The organism is Gymnodinialimonas sp. JB5-7 (assembly GCF_055693405.1).
Genome location: NZ_JBVFUX010000012.1, coordinates 1,265,945 through 1,282,508 on the forward strand (window position 1 = coordinate 1,265,945; position 16,564 = coordinate 1,282,508).

Sequence of the window (16,564 nt, forward strand, 5' to 3'; positions counted from 1 at the left end):
GCGCCAAGGCACTAACTGATTGTTAAGCCTGTGGAGGCTAAGACCGCTGCCAACGGGCCAGAATGGGTCGATGAAAATGGTGCTGCGGTGAACAGGCTGCTTGAGCTTTGGAATGAACTGGATGGACGTCGCCGAGGTTTCTTGGTCGGCGGTATCGCGGCGTTGGCAATTGCCCTGATAATCCTGACACGTATCGCGGCGCAGCCGTCATTGGCATTGCTTTACAGCGGGCTGGATCCGGCTGCGGCGGGCGAAGTTGTGGAAGCCATTTCTGCACGCGGAGTTGCCCACCGTGTCGAAGGCGATCTCTATCTTTGTCGACAGTACGGAGCGCGACGCACTTCGTTTGGCGCTTGCAAGTGAGGGTCTGCCTGCGAACGGCCCGCAAGGGTACGAACTTTTGGACACGCTCTCCGGCTTCGGAACCACTTCCCAGATGTTTGACGCGGCCTATTGGCGCGCAAAAGAAGGCGAGCTTTCGAGAACTATCGTTGCTTCGCCGGCGATCCGTGCTGCCCGCGTACACATCGCCAATCCTTCCGCTGATCCTTTTCAACCGACTCAGGAAGTAACGGCCTCTGTTGCCATTCGGCCTGCTGCGGGCGGTCTGGCTCCGGGCCATGCGCAAGCCCTGCGTTATCTTGTTGCGTCGTCGGTGCCGGGCTTGAGCCCTGAAAACGTAACGGTCATTGATGCTGATTCCGGACAGGTCCTTGGGGGCGGGAACAAATGACGCCAGCGGCTGATGCTGCCGGCCGCGCTGAGCAACTAAGGGCCAATGTTGAACGTCTACTGGCGGCTCGTGTTGGCCCTGGAAATGCTGTGGTTCAGGTGTCCGTTGAGTTGGAGATGGCGCGAGAAACAGTGATGGAACGCGTCATCGATCCGGACAGCCGCGTGATCGTCGCAACCGAAACCGAGGAGCTCGACAACGCCACGCGTGACGGTGCAAATGCCGGCATCACCGTGGCGTCGAACTTGCCCGATGGTGAGGGTGCCGCGGGGGAGGGGTCGTCCGCACAAACTACCGAGTCGCGCGAGCGTGTGACGTTCGATTTGTCCGAACTTCAGCGTGAGGTCGAACGCGAACCAGGCGCAGTGCGCCGAATAACCGTTGCCGTTCTTTTGAACGGTGTGGACGAGACTGGCTCAGACGGGATTGTTGAAACCGTCCCGAGAACAGACGAAGAGATCGCCGCGCTTACGGAATTAGTGCGGTCTGCCGTGGGATATGACGAAGCGCGTGGTGATCTTGTCACCATCCAATCAATGGCATTCGATGAAGCCGCAGTCGTCGATCTTAGCGAAGAAAGCTTTGTAGATCGGTTCAATGTCGACATAGGGCGGATCGTACAGACTGGGCTATTGTCGCTGGTCGCGCTTGCCATCGTCTTCGGATTATTGCGCCCATTGCTTGCTTCACCACGAAGTGGGAACGACGCTGATTTGGAACTGCCACCTCTTGAACCGACCCAGGGACTACCGGCGCTTTCTTCAAGTGAGCCGTTCGATCCCGAAGCAATCTCAATGCCTGTCGACCCTGCCTTTGCAGAGGGCGATGCTGACGCGTCGGATGGATCCGTGACCGGCGAGGGCAGTAACTTCGGCGCCCCCGAAAATATCGGCGACGCGTTTGACCGGGCGCTTCCGATGATGATGGCCGGGGCAGTGTCAGAGGAAACTGCACAGCACCTAAATCAAATGGACCCTGTCGAACGTTTACGTCTCCTCATTCAAGAGAGGGAAGAGGAAACAGTAGAAATCTTGCGCAATTGGATGAATGAAGATGACGGGGCCCCGCAATGATCAAGTCTCTGATTCTGGATGATTTTTCTGCGAATTCCACAAGAGGCGCGGATATTGCGCAGCCGCTCCCGCCGGTGGGCGCACAGGACGAAACTGCATCACTGGACGCATATGAAGCGGGATATAAAAACGGATGGGCCGATTGCGCGGCTGCAGAGGCCGAAGAACGGAAATCAATCGGCGCTCATCTCGCGCAGAAATTGCGCGACGCGGAGCTGACATACGACTCGGCGCGCAGCGACATTCTTGGGTCGCTCGCGCCCTTCTTCGAAGAGTTGGTTGAAACACTGCTTCCGCGCCTTGCCGCAGAGGCGTTGGCACCAATTGCTGTCGACGAGTTAAGCAGACTTATTGAGCAAGAAACCGTTTCTGAAATCGAGATCTGCGCAGCACCTAGCGCGTGCGAACAGCTTCAACACTTGCTGGATGCGCAGGGCTTTCAAAATGCCCATGTGCGCGCCGAACCGGCCTTTTCAGAAAGCCAGATTTCCCTACAGGTCGGGTCCGAACGCAGAGAAATCGAGCTTTCTGAAGTGACAGAAAAGATCGCGACCGCGCTTCGAGCGTTTCAAAACCAGATCGATCAACCCTCTCTTTCAAAAGGAGCTGCCTAGTGACGGAAACTTCCGCGACCGGCCGCGCATCGGCCCTTCATTCCGTACCGATTGAAATCCGGGTCTGTGTTGGGAAGGCCCGTCCAAAGCTGTCCGACATGCTCGCGATGGATCCTGAAACCGTCCTTCCGCTCGACTCCCGCGTCGAGGACAAAGTTGGTCTTTGGGTTGGCGATAAGCTGATTGCGGAGGGTGAGCTCATCGAACTGGAAGGAGAGCGAGAAGGTCAGTTGGCCGTACGGGTGACCGAGCTCGTGGATCGTAGTGATGCCACGACCTAATCCTCTCTTCGTTGCCGGATTATTTTGTACGTTTGCGCTTCTGCCTAGCGTAGCGGGTGCGCAGGAAATCACGCTTGATCTTGGCGACAGCGGCAGCCTAACGGCCCGAACGTTCCAACTTATTGCGTTGATTACCTTGCTAAGCCTCGCGCCCGGCCTGGCGATCATGGTGACCTGTTTCCCGTTCGTGGTGACTGTGCTTTCCATTTTGCGCCAAGCGATCGGACTGCAGCAATCGCCCCCGAATATGCTGATCGTCAGCCTGGCACTTTTTTTGACGTACTTCGTCATGGCGCCAGTGTTTGACGAGGCCTATCAGGTGGGTATTGCGCCTTTGATTGCAGGCGAACTTTCCGTTGAAGATGCAATGCCACTCATCTACGAGCCGTTTCGAGGTTTCATGATGAATCGGGTCGATGCTTCCACATTGGCAAGCCTGGCGGAACTGCGACCGGGGACTGAACTTGGCGATCCCGAAGCCTCGGTTTTGATCCCGGCGTTTATGCTCAGCGAAGTGGAACGCGCTTTTCAGATCGGTTTCCTGATCTTCCTCCCCTTTCTGGTGATCGATCTCGTGGTTGCGGCGATTCTTATGTCGATGGGCATGATGATGGTGCCGCCGGCCATCGTGTCGCTTCCATTCAAGCTGGCATTCTTTGTGGTCGCTGATGGATGGGCACTTATCACTGGTGCGCTCGTCCGCAGCTATTTCTAGGCAACCCCTGCACATAGGAATTTTCTCATGACCGCCCCAAGAAAACCGGCCGCTAGTCGGACATCTTCCAAACAAGAAAAGCTGAGTATTCTGGCGACAATTCTGGGGCCAGACGCCATGGCCAAGCTGGACACCGGACAGAGTGGCACAAAGTCCGTTCGAGAAAGCGCTTCACCGGAACTGGACCCGGAACGAGTGAAATGGCACAGGAATCGACTGTTGGCACGGTTTCGGGCGAGCAACGCCTCTGACCAATCTGCCGTTGGGCCAGCGCAACTGCCATCGGACCAAGAAGGGGCCGCGCTGCTTCGAGGAAAAAAGCAAGGCAAATTAGATGATAGGGTTGTCGCTTTATCCGATCCAACCTCACTCGCGCACGAACATCCTGCAATCATCGCGCGGATTGTGTCTGGTTTGCAGCGGGCCGAACGAGTGGAGGCCCTGAGAGCCTTGCCGGGGCCGCTGGCACGCTCGGTGATCAAACGGATCCGCTAGGAACTGAGCCAGCAACGGTCCAGAAAAAACGCGCGGTAACACTTTGGACTGTGTAGATCAATGTCACTGATTTGTCGTAGTGAACAGCGTTTGCCTCAAACGGTTCAAAGGATGGTCGGGCCATGTGAGTTTTCTTGGCCAAAAATGATCCTGACGGATACTTCGGTGCATTGAGTGCGTAATCGGAGCTGCGGTTGTGTGGCCCTCGCCAGCAGTTCAGCTATCGGCACAGTTAGTGTCACGAACAGTATCACGGCCTCCCAAACGCGATATCTGCCGATCACGTCCTTAGGCAGCCCCAGCTCGCGCCCGATCAGCGCACGATGAATTCCGCGTGCAAGGCGCCGGCCGCCTCTATGCTGGATAGGATGTCGATCATGTCTCGGGGAGATACGCCCAATGCGTTAAGCGCGCCTACGACCTCAGACAAAGACGTGCCGCCTGAAACCTCAGCAAGCCCTAGTCCAGGCTCCTCGATCAACTCGGCGTCGGTCCTTGGAAGGATCAGAGTCTCCCCTTCAGAGAATGGGTTTGGTTGAACAGCAATCGGCTGTTCTTCGATTCGCAGTGTTAGATTCCCTTGAGCCACGGCAACGCGGCTGATGCGTACGTCTTCTCCCATGACGATGGTTCCGGACCTTTGATCCACGACCACGCGTGCGCGTGTTTCTGGTTCAACGAGGATGTTCTCCACCCGTGTGATCGCATGAGCGGGAGAAGGCGCTTGCGTACGATCGATGTCCAGCAGCACGGTTCCCGCGTCGAGCATCGCAGCGACCCCGCGACCAAACTCAACATTGATCGCTGCTTCGATCCGAGCGGCAGTTGTAAAGTCGGGGGTCCTGAGTGCCAGCCTGATCTGACCCAAAGATGTAAAATCGAAGTCAACTTCGCGTTCGACCCGCGCCCCGGTCGGGATGACGCCGGCTGTCGGTACGCCTTGGGTGACTTGGGCACCGTCCCCTTCAACCACGGCCCCGCCTGCAATCACGGCCCCTTGCGCGACGGCGTAGATCTCACCGTCCGCTGCCGTCAAAGGGGTCATCACCAAAGTACCGCCAAGAAGACTGTCTGCATCACCGATAGCCGAGACGGTTACATCGATCTGCCCGCCTTGCCGCGCGAAGGCGGGCAGACTTGCAGTAACAATCACAGCGGCGACGTTTTGGGGGCGAAATTGTTCGCCGGTCACATTCACACCGAGGCGCTCCAAAATGTTCACCATGATCTCCTCGGTGAATGGGGCGTTTCTCAATCCATCACCGGTACCGTTTAGGCCAACGACAAGCCCATAGCCGACAAGATCATTGCCCCGCACGCCGTCAAATTCGACCAAGTCCTTGATCCGAATGGGCGTCGCCGAACAGACCGTCGCGAACAAAGAAGCGGCGAGAAGCGTGAGAAAAAATCGGATCACCTGAGGAACTCCGTCAGACTAAGGCGCGACATTCGCGCGGTCAGAATATAAAGGCTCTCCAGCTGGAGATTTGTGGCCTCTAGCTCCGTGGCCGTACGGTAAGGGTCAGCCTCTATAAGGCGCCCATATTCCATTTCTAGCGCGCTACGGGTCGTTTCGGCGGAAACGCGCGCTTCTTCTATGCGCGCCTGCTCGGCGCCGAGTCTTGCGCGGAGGCCAATCAGGTCGGATTCGCTGCTCAGGACCTGATGACCTGCTCGGGAAATCAATTCACCGCGCTCTTCGGGAGGCAAAGGAGTGGGCTCGTCAGTAGCGAGAACGGCCATAGCCAAGCCAGCTAGTGTTTCGCGGATAGCGGGTTCCAAAGCAGAAACACCGGCAGAGGCAGATTGGCCTTCTGCAAGAAGTGTATCGGGCGGTGTTCCATCACCACCCTGCCAGGCGAAAACTTCGTAGGCCCCACCAAGATCGTTGAACCAGGCAAGAACTGCTGTTTCAACGCTGGCTGCATCGGTTTCACCGGCGGTCACGGTCCTGAGCTCGGCCAAAATGTCTTCCGCGGGGATTAAGGGAACGTTTTCCGGAGCGTCTGCTGCAAAGAGGCTTTGTCCAGCGAATTGGGTGTTGAGGGCGGCAACCGCTGCCACAAACCTGTTGGGCGCATTCAACAATTCCAGCTCTCGACCTTCTGTCTGTCCGGTGCCTGCGAGGGACAGCAAAGACGCCCCGAATCCCTCTAGTTCGGTGGCGACTTGACCAAGTGCTGTTTGGCGGCCGTCGGCGGAGATCTCTGCTTTTGCGATGGACGTCTTGAACGCTTCATTCAGCCGCAGCCCTCGGGTTAAGTCGGCAAGTGCCGAGAAATCGCCGCCCAAAGCCTTCCCTTTGTCCATAACTTGTCCGGACGACAATTCTGCGGTTAGGCGCGCGATGTCAGAACGGAGTTCCGACCCCTGTTTTCGGAGAGATTGAAATTGCGCCATGTCACCGAAAGTTGTCAGGCTCATTGCGCGATCCTCAACAGTTCGTCCATCATTTCTTCCGCGACGTTGATTACGCGTGCATTGGCTGAGTAGTGCTGTTCAATCTTCAGCAAGCGCTGCAGTTCATCGTCGGTATCGACGCCATCTGCCAATTCTGAGGTTTTCAACACGGAATGCAGGTTCGCCGTATGACTCAGAGAGGTTTCTGCGTTGATCCGCGATATGCTGGCCAACGAGAGCGTTTCGGCAGCAAGCTCCGACATGGTTCGATTTGTCGATGAAAAACCGCCGGAAGCTGTTGTGCGAGCTTCAGTCAGAGCGTCGACCTGCCCAGACAGGATGGATGTGTTTCCAGATGGTCCCTCGGTGATTGCACCCAATCCGTCACGAAGCCGCCAAACGGCGCCGCCCATACTCGGTAGGACAAGGTCATTGATTTGCAATCGTCCCGCCAGCCCAACTTCGTTGATTGGGTCAACCAGGTTGCCTGCGTCGGTGAAAAGGCCCGGATCGCCGGGCGCGATCGTTGGATCTAACCCAGGCTGGTCGAAGCGTTCTGCAAGGTCGCGCGCGACTGCATCGATCCGTGCCTGTGCCTCTGGAGCCAGTTGATCCCGGACTTGGAACAGCGCGCTCAGTTCACCGCCGCTGAAGGCTGGATTCGAACCTTCAAGCCGTAATGGTCTTCCATCCAATGTGAGGCCAGAGATATTTCCGTTCGCAATCGAAAGGAACGGGTCCATTCCTGGCGATGGATCAAACCCTAACTCCATCGCTCGATGGCTCAACAGCATGTGCCCGTCATTGCTGTAGAGTTGAAGCGTTCCGTTTGTTTCCCGGCGTGATTGAAGCGGGATATAAGGAGCGATTTCGTCGACTAGCTGCGCCTGAGCATCGTAGAGTGATGCGATTTCCCCGCCATTTGCCTGAGCCGACAAAATGCGTTTGTTGAGATCCGACAAGCCTTCAAGGGCCGTGTTAATCCGATCAACCGCAGTCCCTACTGCGGCGTCTGCCCTTTGCCGCTCGGCTTGGATGCCTGAACTGATCTGATTGATATTTGTGGTGAGGTTTTGTGCGGCGTCCACTGCGTTTACCAAATAGGTGGTGTTCGCCGGATCATTTGAAGCGGAGATCAGCTTTGCTTCTAGATCGGCCATTTGCCCGGACAGGCTCCCAGGTTGGTCGGGAGTGCCGATCAGAGCCTCTAACCGTTCTCCAAAATCCACCGCCACTTGGCTGGCACCCAATTGAGCGTCGGCCAGACGACGCTGCCCGATCAAAATTGCGTCTTCTTGCCGCGTGATCCCGACAACTCTGACGCCAGACCCATCGTTCCCGACGACACGGCTTGTCGTTTCAAGCCGTCGGGTCCCATAGCCTTCCGTCATCGCGTTTGCGATGTTTGAGGACACAATGTCGGCGCGGCGAGCTGACGTGGTCAACCCGCTCAACGCACTGGAAAGGGCCGAGGAGATACTCATGCCAATGGCCTGGGTTTGGGCATTCTGCCTTCAATCATCGAATGATATTGGTTGTTTCCTGCAGCATCTCATCCACAGTTTGGATGATCTTTGCGTTTGAGGAATAGGCACGTTGGGTTTGGATCAGTTGGGTAAGCTCGGCCGCCACATCCGTCGCGGATTCTTCGAGTGCATAAGACACAACGTCACCGGTTGGGCCATCACCCGCGTCCCAAAGGAAGAACGACCCACTTTCCGCTGAAGTTGAATAGAGTTGATTATCATGTGCCATCAAACCGTTGGGGTTTGGAAGGTCGATCAATGGGATTTGGTAAACGGTTCGTGTGATCCCAACATCGAAGTTCGCGTGCACAAAGCCGTTCGCGTCAACTTCGACTGAAACGAGATTACCGACGGGAGAGCCATCCTTCGAGATGGCTGTCGGTGCGAAGTTGTCGGACAATTGGGTCAGACCAGATCCGGTCCCCTGCGCGCCAATGTCGATTTCGATTGGTCCGCCGAGCACATCAACTGTGAAAGCGCCTGTTGTTGAGCTCCAACCGCCACCTACTGGTGGCACGCCTTGGGTCACGTTTTGAATTGTACCGCCACCTGTACGACTATCGTCAAACTCGACCGTGTACTCGCCAATGATAGCGCCGTTTTGTGCCGAATCCCTCAGCACCATCGTCCAGGTATTCGAGGCCGGATCGCCAGATGGCGGAACCGTCGGTGTGAAGGCTACATCTATGGATTGGGACGTGCCGAGATTGTCAAAATATTCAATCGAAAGCTGACGCGTGTCGCCCGCAGATCCAGAAGTAGTGTCAGTCCCCGGCAGGTTCACACCCATCGAGATGCGCGTGGTCGGCTCAGACGTGAATTGGTTCACGTTGACCTGAACAGGCTCTAGCCCCGCACCGGTATCGCGCGGGAATGAAGGGATTGTTCCGTCTGCATTGGCGGGCCATCCCATTAGGGTCACGCCAGTGGACGTACGAAGATAACCTTCGGCGTCGGTACGAAAAGATCCGGTAGTTGCAAGAAACAGCGGGAGGTCTCCCGCGCCTTCTACGCCAACCGCTGAGCCTGTTGTCACAGGCAAAAATCCTCGCCCTCGTACGGCGAGATCTGTGGGATTGTTGGTTGTCGCAAGGGCGCCGGGCTGATCAATAAGCCGTTGTGTTGTCACCCGGACGCCGCCAGCGGAGTAAATGCCGCTACCGGATTCGATGACCATGGAGTGGAAATCGGCGACCGCACGTTTGTAACCGTTGGTGCCTGAGTTCGCGATGTTGTCTGCAATGGTAGCCAAGCGGCTCGCATTGACCGATAGGCCAGCAACTCCCGCGTTAAGCGAAGAAGAAATCGTCATCACATGCACCTTTCTGCTGCATCTGGGATTTGCCCCAAGGTGGACGATGAAGGCTTAAGGCCGTCCTAACAGATAAAATGCGACGCGTTTTCAGTAGGAATTGCGCAGCAAGATGATCTCAAGTCGGTCATTGCGCGGTGCAATTGCCGGCTCAACGACAGGCTCACGGTCGGAATGGCCTGTGACCCGCGCGACCCTCAGGGCATTCAGGCCACCCGCCTCCAGAAGTGCCCGCATGGTTTGCGCCCGCTCAGTCGTGCGCTGCCATCCACTGACGCTTGCGCGTACCAACGGTTCAGCGGCGATATGCGCCTCAACAGCAACACCGTTGTTCACAGTTCCGAAAAGGTCGGCCATCGTGACCGCTAGATCGGTCAGCCAAGGCTGAGGCGACCCAGTCTCAGGATCAAATAGCGGCCGTCCTGGGCGCGAGAAAATCTCGATCAGAAGCCCCTCATCCGTCAGACGTGTTTCGATATGTTGACGGGCCAGGTCGCTCACCAAGCTGTCACCGCCTTCGCCAGTCAGGGAGCTTTCGATTTCGGCCAGTTCCGCGGCTTCACGCTCTGCGTCGTGATCTGTTCCTTGAAGGCCAAGCGCTTGTCGTCCCTCGGTGGGCTGCGCGGCTGAGGCTCCGGTGCCATTTTGAGTGAGAACTTCTTCGGAAAAAGGGCTTTCACCGCCGAACGCGCCATCCCCCCGCCGGATACACGAGCCACCGGGACGCTTGGGCTGAAGTAGTCAGCCAATCCCTTGCGCTGGTTCTCAGTTGTCGCGTTCAGCAGCCACATCAACATGAAAAAGGCCATCATCGCTGTCACAAAATCGGCGTACGCGACTTTCCATGCGCCGCCATGATGCCCGCCACCGCCGGATACCTTCTTGCGTTTGATGATTAGAGGGCGCAGTTCGTTTCCGGCCATCCCGACACTCCTGAAAGTCGCGGGTTGTTTTAGCCAAAAGCCGTGAACAGAGGTTTAATCAGCGCCAACGGTTTCGGCGAACGCGGTCCTCAAGGGGCATCCGATCGAAATAGTCTTGCAAATCCAAAACCATTGGAACGGAGAGGCCGTTCTCATAATGCAGGAAATCAGGTGCTGAGCGCACAAACCCCATGGTTGCGTAGAAGCGCGCAAGTTTGGGATTGCAGTCGATGAAAATCGACTTTGCGCCGGTTGTGTGGACGAAACCTGCGATAGCCGCGAAAAGTCGCAAATAGGCGCTCCCACCGCGGAAGGCTTCGCGGATCGCAAACTTTGTCACGATCGACGCGTCTTCAAGATCAAATTGGCTGTCGGCGATCCCATAAATCTCGGCCATCGGCCCGAAATCGCTTTCGCGCCCCAGGTTGATCCGAACAGTGCCTATTGCGACGCCATCGTGGATAGCAAGAAAGCTGGTCCCAGCCTTATCAAGATCATCGATAATTGTGCCTTCGTCTGCATCGGCGTACGGAGACGAGCGTCCGAATTCAAGACAGTAGACATCGTACCGAATTTTTTGAGCGGTCCGAAGTTGGTCTAGAGTTGAACAGCGAAGGATATCAAACGCACCTGAATCGCTTGGGTCTGACACTGGGAGCAGGTCTTCATTTTCTTCGATGCGATCCCGCATCAGAAGGGCGAGATGCCTCAGCACCTCGGCCGCATTTTTGGATCATTGCGCTGCAGTTGCCCCAATGCAGAACCGTCGATCGATAATGCTGAGACTGCGCCTATCGCCCTCAGGGTCGCATTGGCTCCCTTCCCGGTGAGAAACCCGATCTCTCCTACAATGTCGCCGGCGCCAACCGTGATGTGCGTTTCGCTGTCTTCAGACAAAATGCACTCAACAACACCTTCGGTGATCAGAAGAATATCGGAGGCGAAAACCCCCTTCATTCGCAGCGCTTCGCCGTCTTCGAACGCAGCGGGCCTGGCGACCTTGGCCAACGCATCCATCAACGCAGCATCCATCAACTGTCTCCCGTTGGCTCAACTCGATCCCTGAGTGCCGCTAGTGGCTGTTTGTCGGAGACGACACGGTCGTACACTGCTTCGACATCGGGCCATTCTGTTCCAAGTATCCGGTCGAGGACACGAGTGCCCAACCCATAGTTCCCTGTATAGCGGCTGTGATGAAGAGCATGGTAAACTGTCGATGTTAGGACCGTGCCCTTCAATTTCATGAAGGTCTCGCCGCGGATTTCGTAGTTCGCGTGGCCGAAAGAATTGACGATCAGATAGGCCGCGAACCAGGCGGCCACGCCGAACCAATTTAGCGGCAGAAACAACCCAAGTAGTGCCATGCCACCGATCATTCCAATGTCGAACACTAGCTTTTCGGTGAACGAAAACGAAAGCGCCGTAAACGGGCTGGAGAGGCGGCTTTTGTGGTGCTCTGCATGGATCCAATGCAGTGATTGAAGGTGGAACGCGCGATGTGACGCGTAGTGCCAAACCTCAGCCCAAAGTGCCGTGAATACGAAAGTATACAGGAAAGCGCCCATGCTGCGCTCTTCGAATAGCCCAATCATCAATGCAGCCAACAAGAGGATGGCGTGCATTGGGGTGTGCAGCGAGTTCTTGAGCTCTCTTCGAACCTGTGGATCTTTGATCTCGAGATCGTAGATCTGATCCCGTGACAGGTCGACCTCATATTCTTCGACACACAGCCAGAACAATGCCATCAAATGGCCAATCACGGCCACCAAACAAAGAACCGCAGCTTCCAACGCCGTCATTTCTTGCCCCCGCCTTAAGTACCCGTAAATGGGCAATAAGTGTCCGATTCGTGCAAGTTCGTTGTTTGGCGAACGGCCTTTGTGGGCAGGCGCGCATAGCCCTTTGAGCCGTTTAAGGTGACCGCAGTTCCAAGCGACCAAAATGGCGTTTGAAGCTTGCGACAGCACGACCTGGAAGGCTTGTGTCTAGGACAGGCCGTCCATTTCGGAAAACGTGGCCTTCGCCAGTTTGATGGCGTGGTTCGCCTTTGGCACACCCGCATAGATGGCCACATGTAAAAAGGCCTGCATGATCTCATCCCGCGTCGCACCCGTTTGCGCCGTAGCACGGATATGCATTGGGATCTCATCGAAGTTTCCGCACGCGGCAAGAAGAGCCAAGGTCAAAAGCGAACGGTCCCTTTGCGAAATTGTATCATCGGCCCAAACTGTGCCCCAGGCGCCTTCGGTGATCAGCGTTTGGAACGGTTCGTCAAAGGCCGTTTTCGCCGCTTCGGCTTGATCAACATGCGCTTCACCAAGAACTGCTCGGCGGACTTCCATGCCTTTCGTGAACTTTTCAGACATCTTCCCGTCCCTCCTAATAAGGCAAGCCGACGTAATTTTCCGCCATGGCCTTTTGCGCGCTCGCGCTTGAGCGCAGGAATTCCAGGTCGGCGACCTGCATCTTCAAATCAAATTCCGATTGTCCTGGAAAACGATGCATCAGGGTGGTGAACCACCACGAAAATCGTTCGGCTTTCCAGACGCGCGCAAGTGCCTTGGCAGAATACTCATCAAGCCCGGTTTCCGAGCCGGTTTTGTAGAATGCGGCCAAGGCGCGATACAGGTAGTTCACGTCTGAGGCAGCTGTATTCAGCCCCTTGGCACCGGTCGGTGGCACGATATGGGCCGCGTCACCACACAGGAAAAGACGGCCCCATCGCATGGGTTCCGTCACGAAAGATCGCAACGGCGCAATGGATTTTTCAACCGATGGTCCCGTGACAAGAGCGGATGCCTGATCAGGAGGGATGCGGCATCTCAGTTCATGCCAGAAAGCCTCGTCGCTCCAATTATCCGGCGATTCGTCCAGATCACACTGAATATAGTACCGGCTAAGATTGGCGTTGCGCATCGAGCAAAGGGCGAAACCCCGCGGAGAATTGGCGTAAATCAACTCATGATTTACCGGCGGAGTTTCTGACAATATCCCGAGCCAGCCAAACGGATACACTTTCTCGTAGTCCCGCCGTACCGTCTCAGGGATTGTTTTGCGGCTGACGCCGTGAAAGCCGTCGCAACCAGCGACGAAATCGCATTCGATGATGCTGGCCTCGCCGTCCACTTCAAATACAACGGTGGGGGAGGCGGTATTTGCACCCTTAATGACCACGTTCTCGACAGAGTGGATTGTTTGACCACCGCTGGCGTCTCGCGCGGCATAAAGATCGCGGGTCACCTCTGTTTGGCCGTAGACAACAACTGGCTTGCCCACATGTTCCGTAAAGTCGACGCGGAACATCTCATCACCGAAGGAGATCAGGGTTCCGTCATGGGTAAATCCTTCGGCGTGCAATCGGTTGCCGCAGCCTACTTCTTCCAGTAACCCAACCAATCCCTGTTCCAGAACGCCTGCGCGAATGCGGCTAAGTACGTGATCGCGTGTCTGACGCTCAAGCACGATGGAAGATATGCCCTGGCCATGCAAAAGCTGGGCAAGAAGCAGGCCGGATGGGCCGCCGCCAATGATTGCGACTTGGGTGCGCACGTCTAGTCTCCCTTTCACGGGACGATAGCGAGTCACCTTGAAACGGCAACAGAATTTGGGGTCGCGTCAGGCCTGCTTGGGTAGGAAAGCCTCTACAGCGGCGGATGCGATAACCAGGGTTTTCCCAGTGTCCGGGTTGGTTACGTCCAGCCCTCCGAAGACGGCCTTAACCTCGGCCCGTCCGCGCGGAAGGTTCGCTTTTAGCCTTGCGCAATCCACCTCGCTCGGGGCCTGAACGCCAATCGTGACTTGAACGCGCATTTGATCATGCGAAACGCCTGTGGCCTCGAACAGTGGGATGGCGGAATGCCGGATCGCATCCTCAATCGCGCGCGCAGCGGCCTTGGTGTAGTCCTGACCATATTGGTCATTACCCATGCCCATTTCGATGATGAAACGTTGGTCGGTCATGCTTCGCTTTCCAGATCAAGTGCGACCGAAATTGCAACATTGGCGATAACGGTCGGATTGCCACCATCCTCACGCGGGACGTCCAATCCGCCCTTCCGCGGAACGACGGTGATTTGGCCGTAAGGGAAGATTGAGGCGATCTTGTCTTTATCAAGGGCCTCCGGCGCTTGGACGCCAACTTCGACTGTGATCTGCATCTCAGTCTTATCCTTGCCGTAAAGCTCAGCCAGATTGATCGAGTTGTGCCACAGCGCGTCCTTTACAGCGCGCGTGGCGGCTTCTGTATAATCCTGTCGGCGCAAGGACGACCCCATGCCGAATTCTGTCAACAGTCGTTTTACGGGCATGCCTGGTTCTCCTTTTCAAGTCAGCTCTAACCGATTGTTTATCAACAGACAAACGCCGCCCATGCCGGGCGGCGCTGCAATTGATACAAGTTGGCTTCAGAGCGAGATTCTGAACCGTGCAAATCCGTCAGGACCATCGCCCGCGGGCTCGATCACTACGCCCGGCACATCTTCAGCATAGGTTGTGCCAGCGGGCCCCGTGTCGAACAGAACGGTGGTCCCTTCCATGGGTGCGAAGGTCCAGTTTGCGTCGGCCGAGGGGCTAACCGTGCCCTGCTCAACGATATATCGGACAATCACATCACGATTGGTGTCGGGACCTTCAAAGATGATCGTTTCAGGAGAAGCGCCAGGGAAGTTGCCACCGCCGCCGGCTCGATAATTATTGGTGGCCACGATGAATTCTTGCGCGTCCTCGATCGGCGCGCCGTCATAAGCCAGATCAACGATCCGATGCGTGTCAGATACGACTTCGCCGTCGTTGTTGTAGCGCGACGGCTGGCTCAAATCGATGCGGTAGGTCACTCCGTCAATCACATCGAAATTGTAGGAGGGAAAGTCTGGGTTCAAGAGAACTTGGTCTTCGACGCCCGGTTCGATCTGGTTGAACATGCCTGCACTTCGCTCCAGCCACTCTCTCACCTCGGCCCCGGAGATCCGCACAGCGCGCACCGTATTTGGATAGAGGTAAAGGTCGGCCACGTTGCGGATCGCCACGTCGCCTACGGGAACATCGGTGTAATATTCCGGTCCCCCACGCCCTCCGGCCTTGAAAGGCGCTGCTGCGGACAGAATAGGAAGCCCCTCATGTTCGGTGCCTTCCATCATCTGCTCGATGTACCAAGTCTGTGCATTCGAAACGATCTGTACCGAGGGGTCGTCAGCCACCAGCGCGAAATAGGAATGCAGAGGGGCATCCGTACTGCCAACTGCGCGGCGCACATAGGCTAGGGTCGCGTCGTGTTCTTCTTGCACAGCCGCAAGAATAGTTTCGTCGCTTTCCACAAGCGCCGTGACAGAGCGATCTTCTTCACGACGTGAAATAGGTCGCGCTTCCGAAGCATGGGTCATAACGCGCCAACCCGATCCATCACGTTCCAGCATCAGGTCGATCAATCCCATATGGCTGCCCCAATAACCGCCCATCGCAGCGGGCGTGCCCATAATGGTGCCCGCTTCGACATCGACGCCGGGCGTGTCGGCATAGTCTGGTCCCGGGAAGACACGGTGATGGTGACCGGTCAGGATCGCGTCAACGCCTTCGATAGCGGCCAACGGGATGGACGCGTTTTCCATCAAGTCCACAGCTTCTGCACCACCGATGCCGGAATGGCTCAACGCGATGATAATATCAGCACCCTCTTCGCGCATCTGGGGGATCCATGCCTCAGCCGCCTCAACGATATCGCGGGTTTGCACATTGCCTTCCAGATGGCGGCGATCCCAGACCATGATCTGAGGGGGAACAAAGCCGATCATCCCGATGCGAATTGGATGGGTCTCACCGGCGCCATCCGTGATCTCGCGGTCGAGGATCACATAGGGATCGAAGAGCAGACTGTCTTCAGTTGGGCTGCTGCCCAATTCACGGGCAACATTGGCCAGCACAACAGGGAAATCCGCACCCTGCATGGAATTCATGAGGAAATCGAGGCCGTAGTTGAACTCGTGGTTGCCGATGGTCGCGCCGTCGAAACCGACCGCGTTCATTGCGGTGACGATGGGATGCGCGTCTCCCTCAGACATGCCCCGCTCATAGGCCATATAGTCGCCCATTGGATTGCCTTGGAGGAAGTCACCATTGTCGAGCAGAAGCGAGTTTGTGGATTCAGCGCGGACATCGTTGATCAACGATGCAGTGCGGGCAAGGCCGACTGTATCAACCTCCCGGTCGCCGTAATAATCGTATGGGAAAATGTGAACATGGAGGTCCGTGGTCTCCATGATACGCAAATGTGCTTGTCCAGCCTGCGCCAGGGCCGAGAAAGGGTGAAGGGCGATGAAACCCGCGGTTGAGGCCAGAAAGGCGCGGCGATCTAGTAGCAATGGCATGACAGTCTCCCGTGTTGATCGTTCACCGGATTTATCCGGGTTCGATGACGTTCGAATGTCAGCCAGAGAAAGCGTGGCTGGCGATCCCCAACGCCAGACTCATGAGCCTATCACGGTTTGCCTCGTGCGCAGG

17 protein-coding genes and 1 pseudogene are annotated in these 16,564 nt (G+C 56.5%); 5 read left to right on the forward strand and 13 right to left on the reverse strand.

Annotated features, from left to right (window positions below; all coding sequences use genetic code 11):
• Positions 1–292 precede the first annotated feature (292 nt).
• From ACZ1HK_RS14725 to fliP, 5 genes are read left to right on the forward strand one after another with little or no spacing between them, the layout of a single operon-like run.
• Positions 293–733 carry a hypothetical protein gene (locus tag ACZ1HK_RS14725; protein ID WP_472629326.1) on the forward strand — a complete coding sequence of 147 codons (441 nt, stop codon included), beginning with the start codon at positions 293–295 and terminating at the stop codon, positions 731–733.
• Positions 730–1,806 carry a flagellar M-ring protein FliF C-terminal domain-containing protein gene (locus ACZ1HK_RS14730; protein WP_472629327.1) on the forward strand — a complete coding sequence of 359 codons (1,077 nt, stop codon included), beginning with the start codon at positions 730–732 and terminating at the stop codon, positions 1,804–1,806. The genes ACZ1HK_RS14725 and ACZ1HK_RS14730 overlap by 4 nt, the downstream gene beginning before the upstream one ends.
• On the forward strand, positions 1,803–2,420 hold the full coding sequence (locus ACZ1HK_RS14735) for a hypothetical protein (protein ID WP_472629328.1): 618 nt from the start codon (positions 1,803–1,805) through the stop codon (positions 2,418–2,420). The genes ACZ1HK_RS14730 and ACZ1HK_RS14735 overlap by 4 nt, the downstream gene beginning before the upstream one ends.
• On the forward strand, positions 2,420–2,701 hold the full coding sequence (locus ACZ1HK_RS14740; RefSeq protein ID WP_472629329.1) for a FliM/FliN family flagellar motor switch protein: 282 nt from the start codon (positions 2,420–2,422) through the stop codon (positions 2,699–2,701). The genes ACZ1HK_RS14735 and ACZ1HK_RS14740 overlap by 1 nt, the downstream gene beginning before the upstream one ends.
• On the forward strand, positions 2,688–3,416 hold the full coding sequence (gene fliP / locus ACZ1HK_RS14745; RefSeq protein ID WP_472629330.1) for a flagellar type III secretion system pore protein FliP: 729 nt from the start codon (positions 2,688–2,690) through the stop codon (positions 3,414–3,416). The genes ACZ1HK_RS14740 and fliP overlap by 14 nt, the downstream gene beginning before the upstream one ends.
• Before the next feature lie 808 nt (positions 3,417–4,224).
• Here the strand turns inward: fliP and ACZ1HK_RS14750 are convergent.
• From ACZ1HK_RS14750 to ACZ1HK_RS14810, 13 genes and pseudogenes are all read right to left on the reverse strand, one after another.
• Positions 4,225–5,325, reverse strand: coding sequence for a flagellar basal body P-ring protein FlgI (locus tag ACZ1HK_RS14750; RefSeq protein WP_472630843.1), 1,101 nt, complete (start codon positions 5,323–5,325; stop codon positions 4,225–4,227).
• Positions 5,325–6,335, reverse strand: coding sequence for a flagellin (locus ACZ1HK_RS14755; RefSeq protein WP_472629331.1), 1,011 nt, complete (start codon positions 6,333–6,335; stop codon positions 5,325–5,327). Before ACZ1HK_RS14755 ends, ACZ1HK_RS14750 begins: the two co-directional genes overlap by 1 nt.
• Positions 6,332–7,795: a flagellar hook-associated protein FlgK gene (gene flgK / locus ACZ1HK_RS14760; protein ID WP_472629332.1), complete on the reverse strand. Its 1,464-nt coding sequence runs from the start codon at positions 7,793–7,795 to the stop codon at positions 6,332–6,334. The genes ACZ1HK_RS14755 and flgK overlap by 4 nt, the downstream gene beginning before the upstream one ends.
• Positions 7,796–7,829: 34 nt before the next feature.
• Positions 7,830–9,149 (reverse strand): flagellar hook protein FlgE, encoded by a 1,320-nt coding sequence (locus ACZ1HK_RS14765; protein WP_472629333.1) that lies wholly within the window; start codon positions 9,147–9,149, stop codon positions 7,830–7,832.
• Between the two features lie 90 nt (positions 9,150–9,239).
• Positions 9,240–10,072: pseudogene (locus ACZ1HK_RS14770) on the reverse strand (flagellar motor protein MotB).
• A gap of 58 nt (positions 10,073–10,130) precedes the next feature.
• A complete protein-coding gene (locus tag ACZ1HK_RS14775) occupies positions 10,131–10,787 on the reverse strand; it encodes a GNAT family N-acetyltransferase (protein WP_472629334.1) in 657 nt (218 codons plus the stop codon).
• Positions 10,781–11,104: a Crp/Fnr family transcriptional regulator gene (locus ACZ1HK_RS14780; RefSeq protein WP_472629335.1), complete on the reverse strand. Its 324-nt coding sequence runs from the start codon at positions 11,102–11,104 to the stop codon at positions 10,781–10,783. Before ACZ1HK_RS14780 ends, ACZ1HK_RS14775 begins: the two co-directional genes overlap by 7 nt.
• The gene (locus ACZ1HK_RS14785; RefSeq protein WP_472629336.1) at positions 11,104–11,871 is read right to left on the reverse strand and encodes a sterol desaturase family protein; all 768 of its coding nucleotides are present in this window, start codon (positions 11,869–11,871) and stop codon (positions 11,104–11,106) included. The genes ACZ1HK_RS14780 and ACZ1HK_RS14785 overlap by 1 nt, the downstream gene beginning before the upstream one ends.
• Positions 11,872–12,057: 186 nt before the next feature.
• Complete coding sequence (gene pcaC, locus ACZ1HK_RS14790; RefSeq protein WP_472629337.1) at positions 12,058–12,438, reverse strand: 4-carboxymuconolactone decarboxylase; 381 nt, start codon at positions 12,436–12,438, stop codon at positions 12,058–12,060.
• A 13-nt stretch (positions 12,439–12,451) separates the two neighbouring features.
• A complete protein-coding gene (gene pobA, locus ACZ1HK_RS14795; protein ID WP_472629338.1) occupies positions 12,452–13,621 on the reverse strand; it encodes a 4-hydroxybenzoate 3-monooxygenase in 1,170 nt (389 codons plus the stop codon).
• A 66-nt stretch (positions 13,622–13,687) separates the two neighbouring features.
• Positions 13,688–14,032, reverse strand: a complete 345-nt coding sequence (locus tag ACZ1HK_RS14800) for a Lin0512 family protein (RefSeq protein WP_472629339.1) — start codon at positions 14,030–14,032, stop codon at positions 13,688–13,690.
• Positions 14,029–14,379, reverse strand: coding sequence for a Lin0512 family protein (locus ACZ1HK_RS14805; protein ID WP_472629340.1), 351 nt, complete (start codon positions 14,377–14,379; stop codon positions 14,029–14,031). Before ACZ1HK_RS14805 ends, ACZ1HK_RS14800 begins: the two co-directional genes overlap by 4 nt.
• Before the next feature lie 96 nt (positions 14,380–14,475).
• Positions 14,476–16,431, reverse strand: a complete 1,956-nt coding sequence (locus tag ACZ1HK_RS14810) for a bifunctional 2',3'-cyclic-nucleotide 2'-phosphodiesterase/3'-nucleotidase (protein WP_472629341.1) — start codon at positions 16,429–16,431, stop codon at positions 14,476–14,478.
• Positions 16,432–16,564 lie beyond the last annotated feature (133 nt).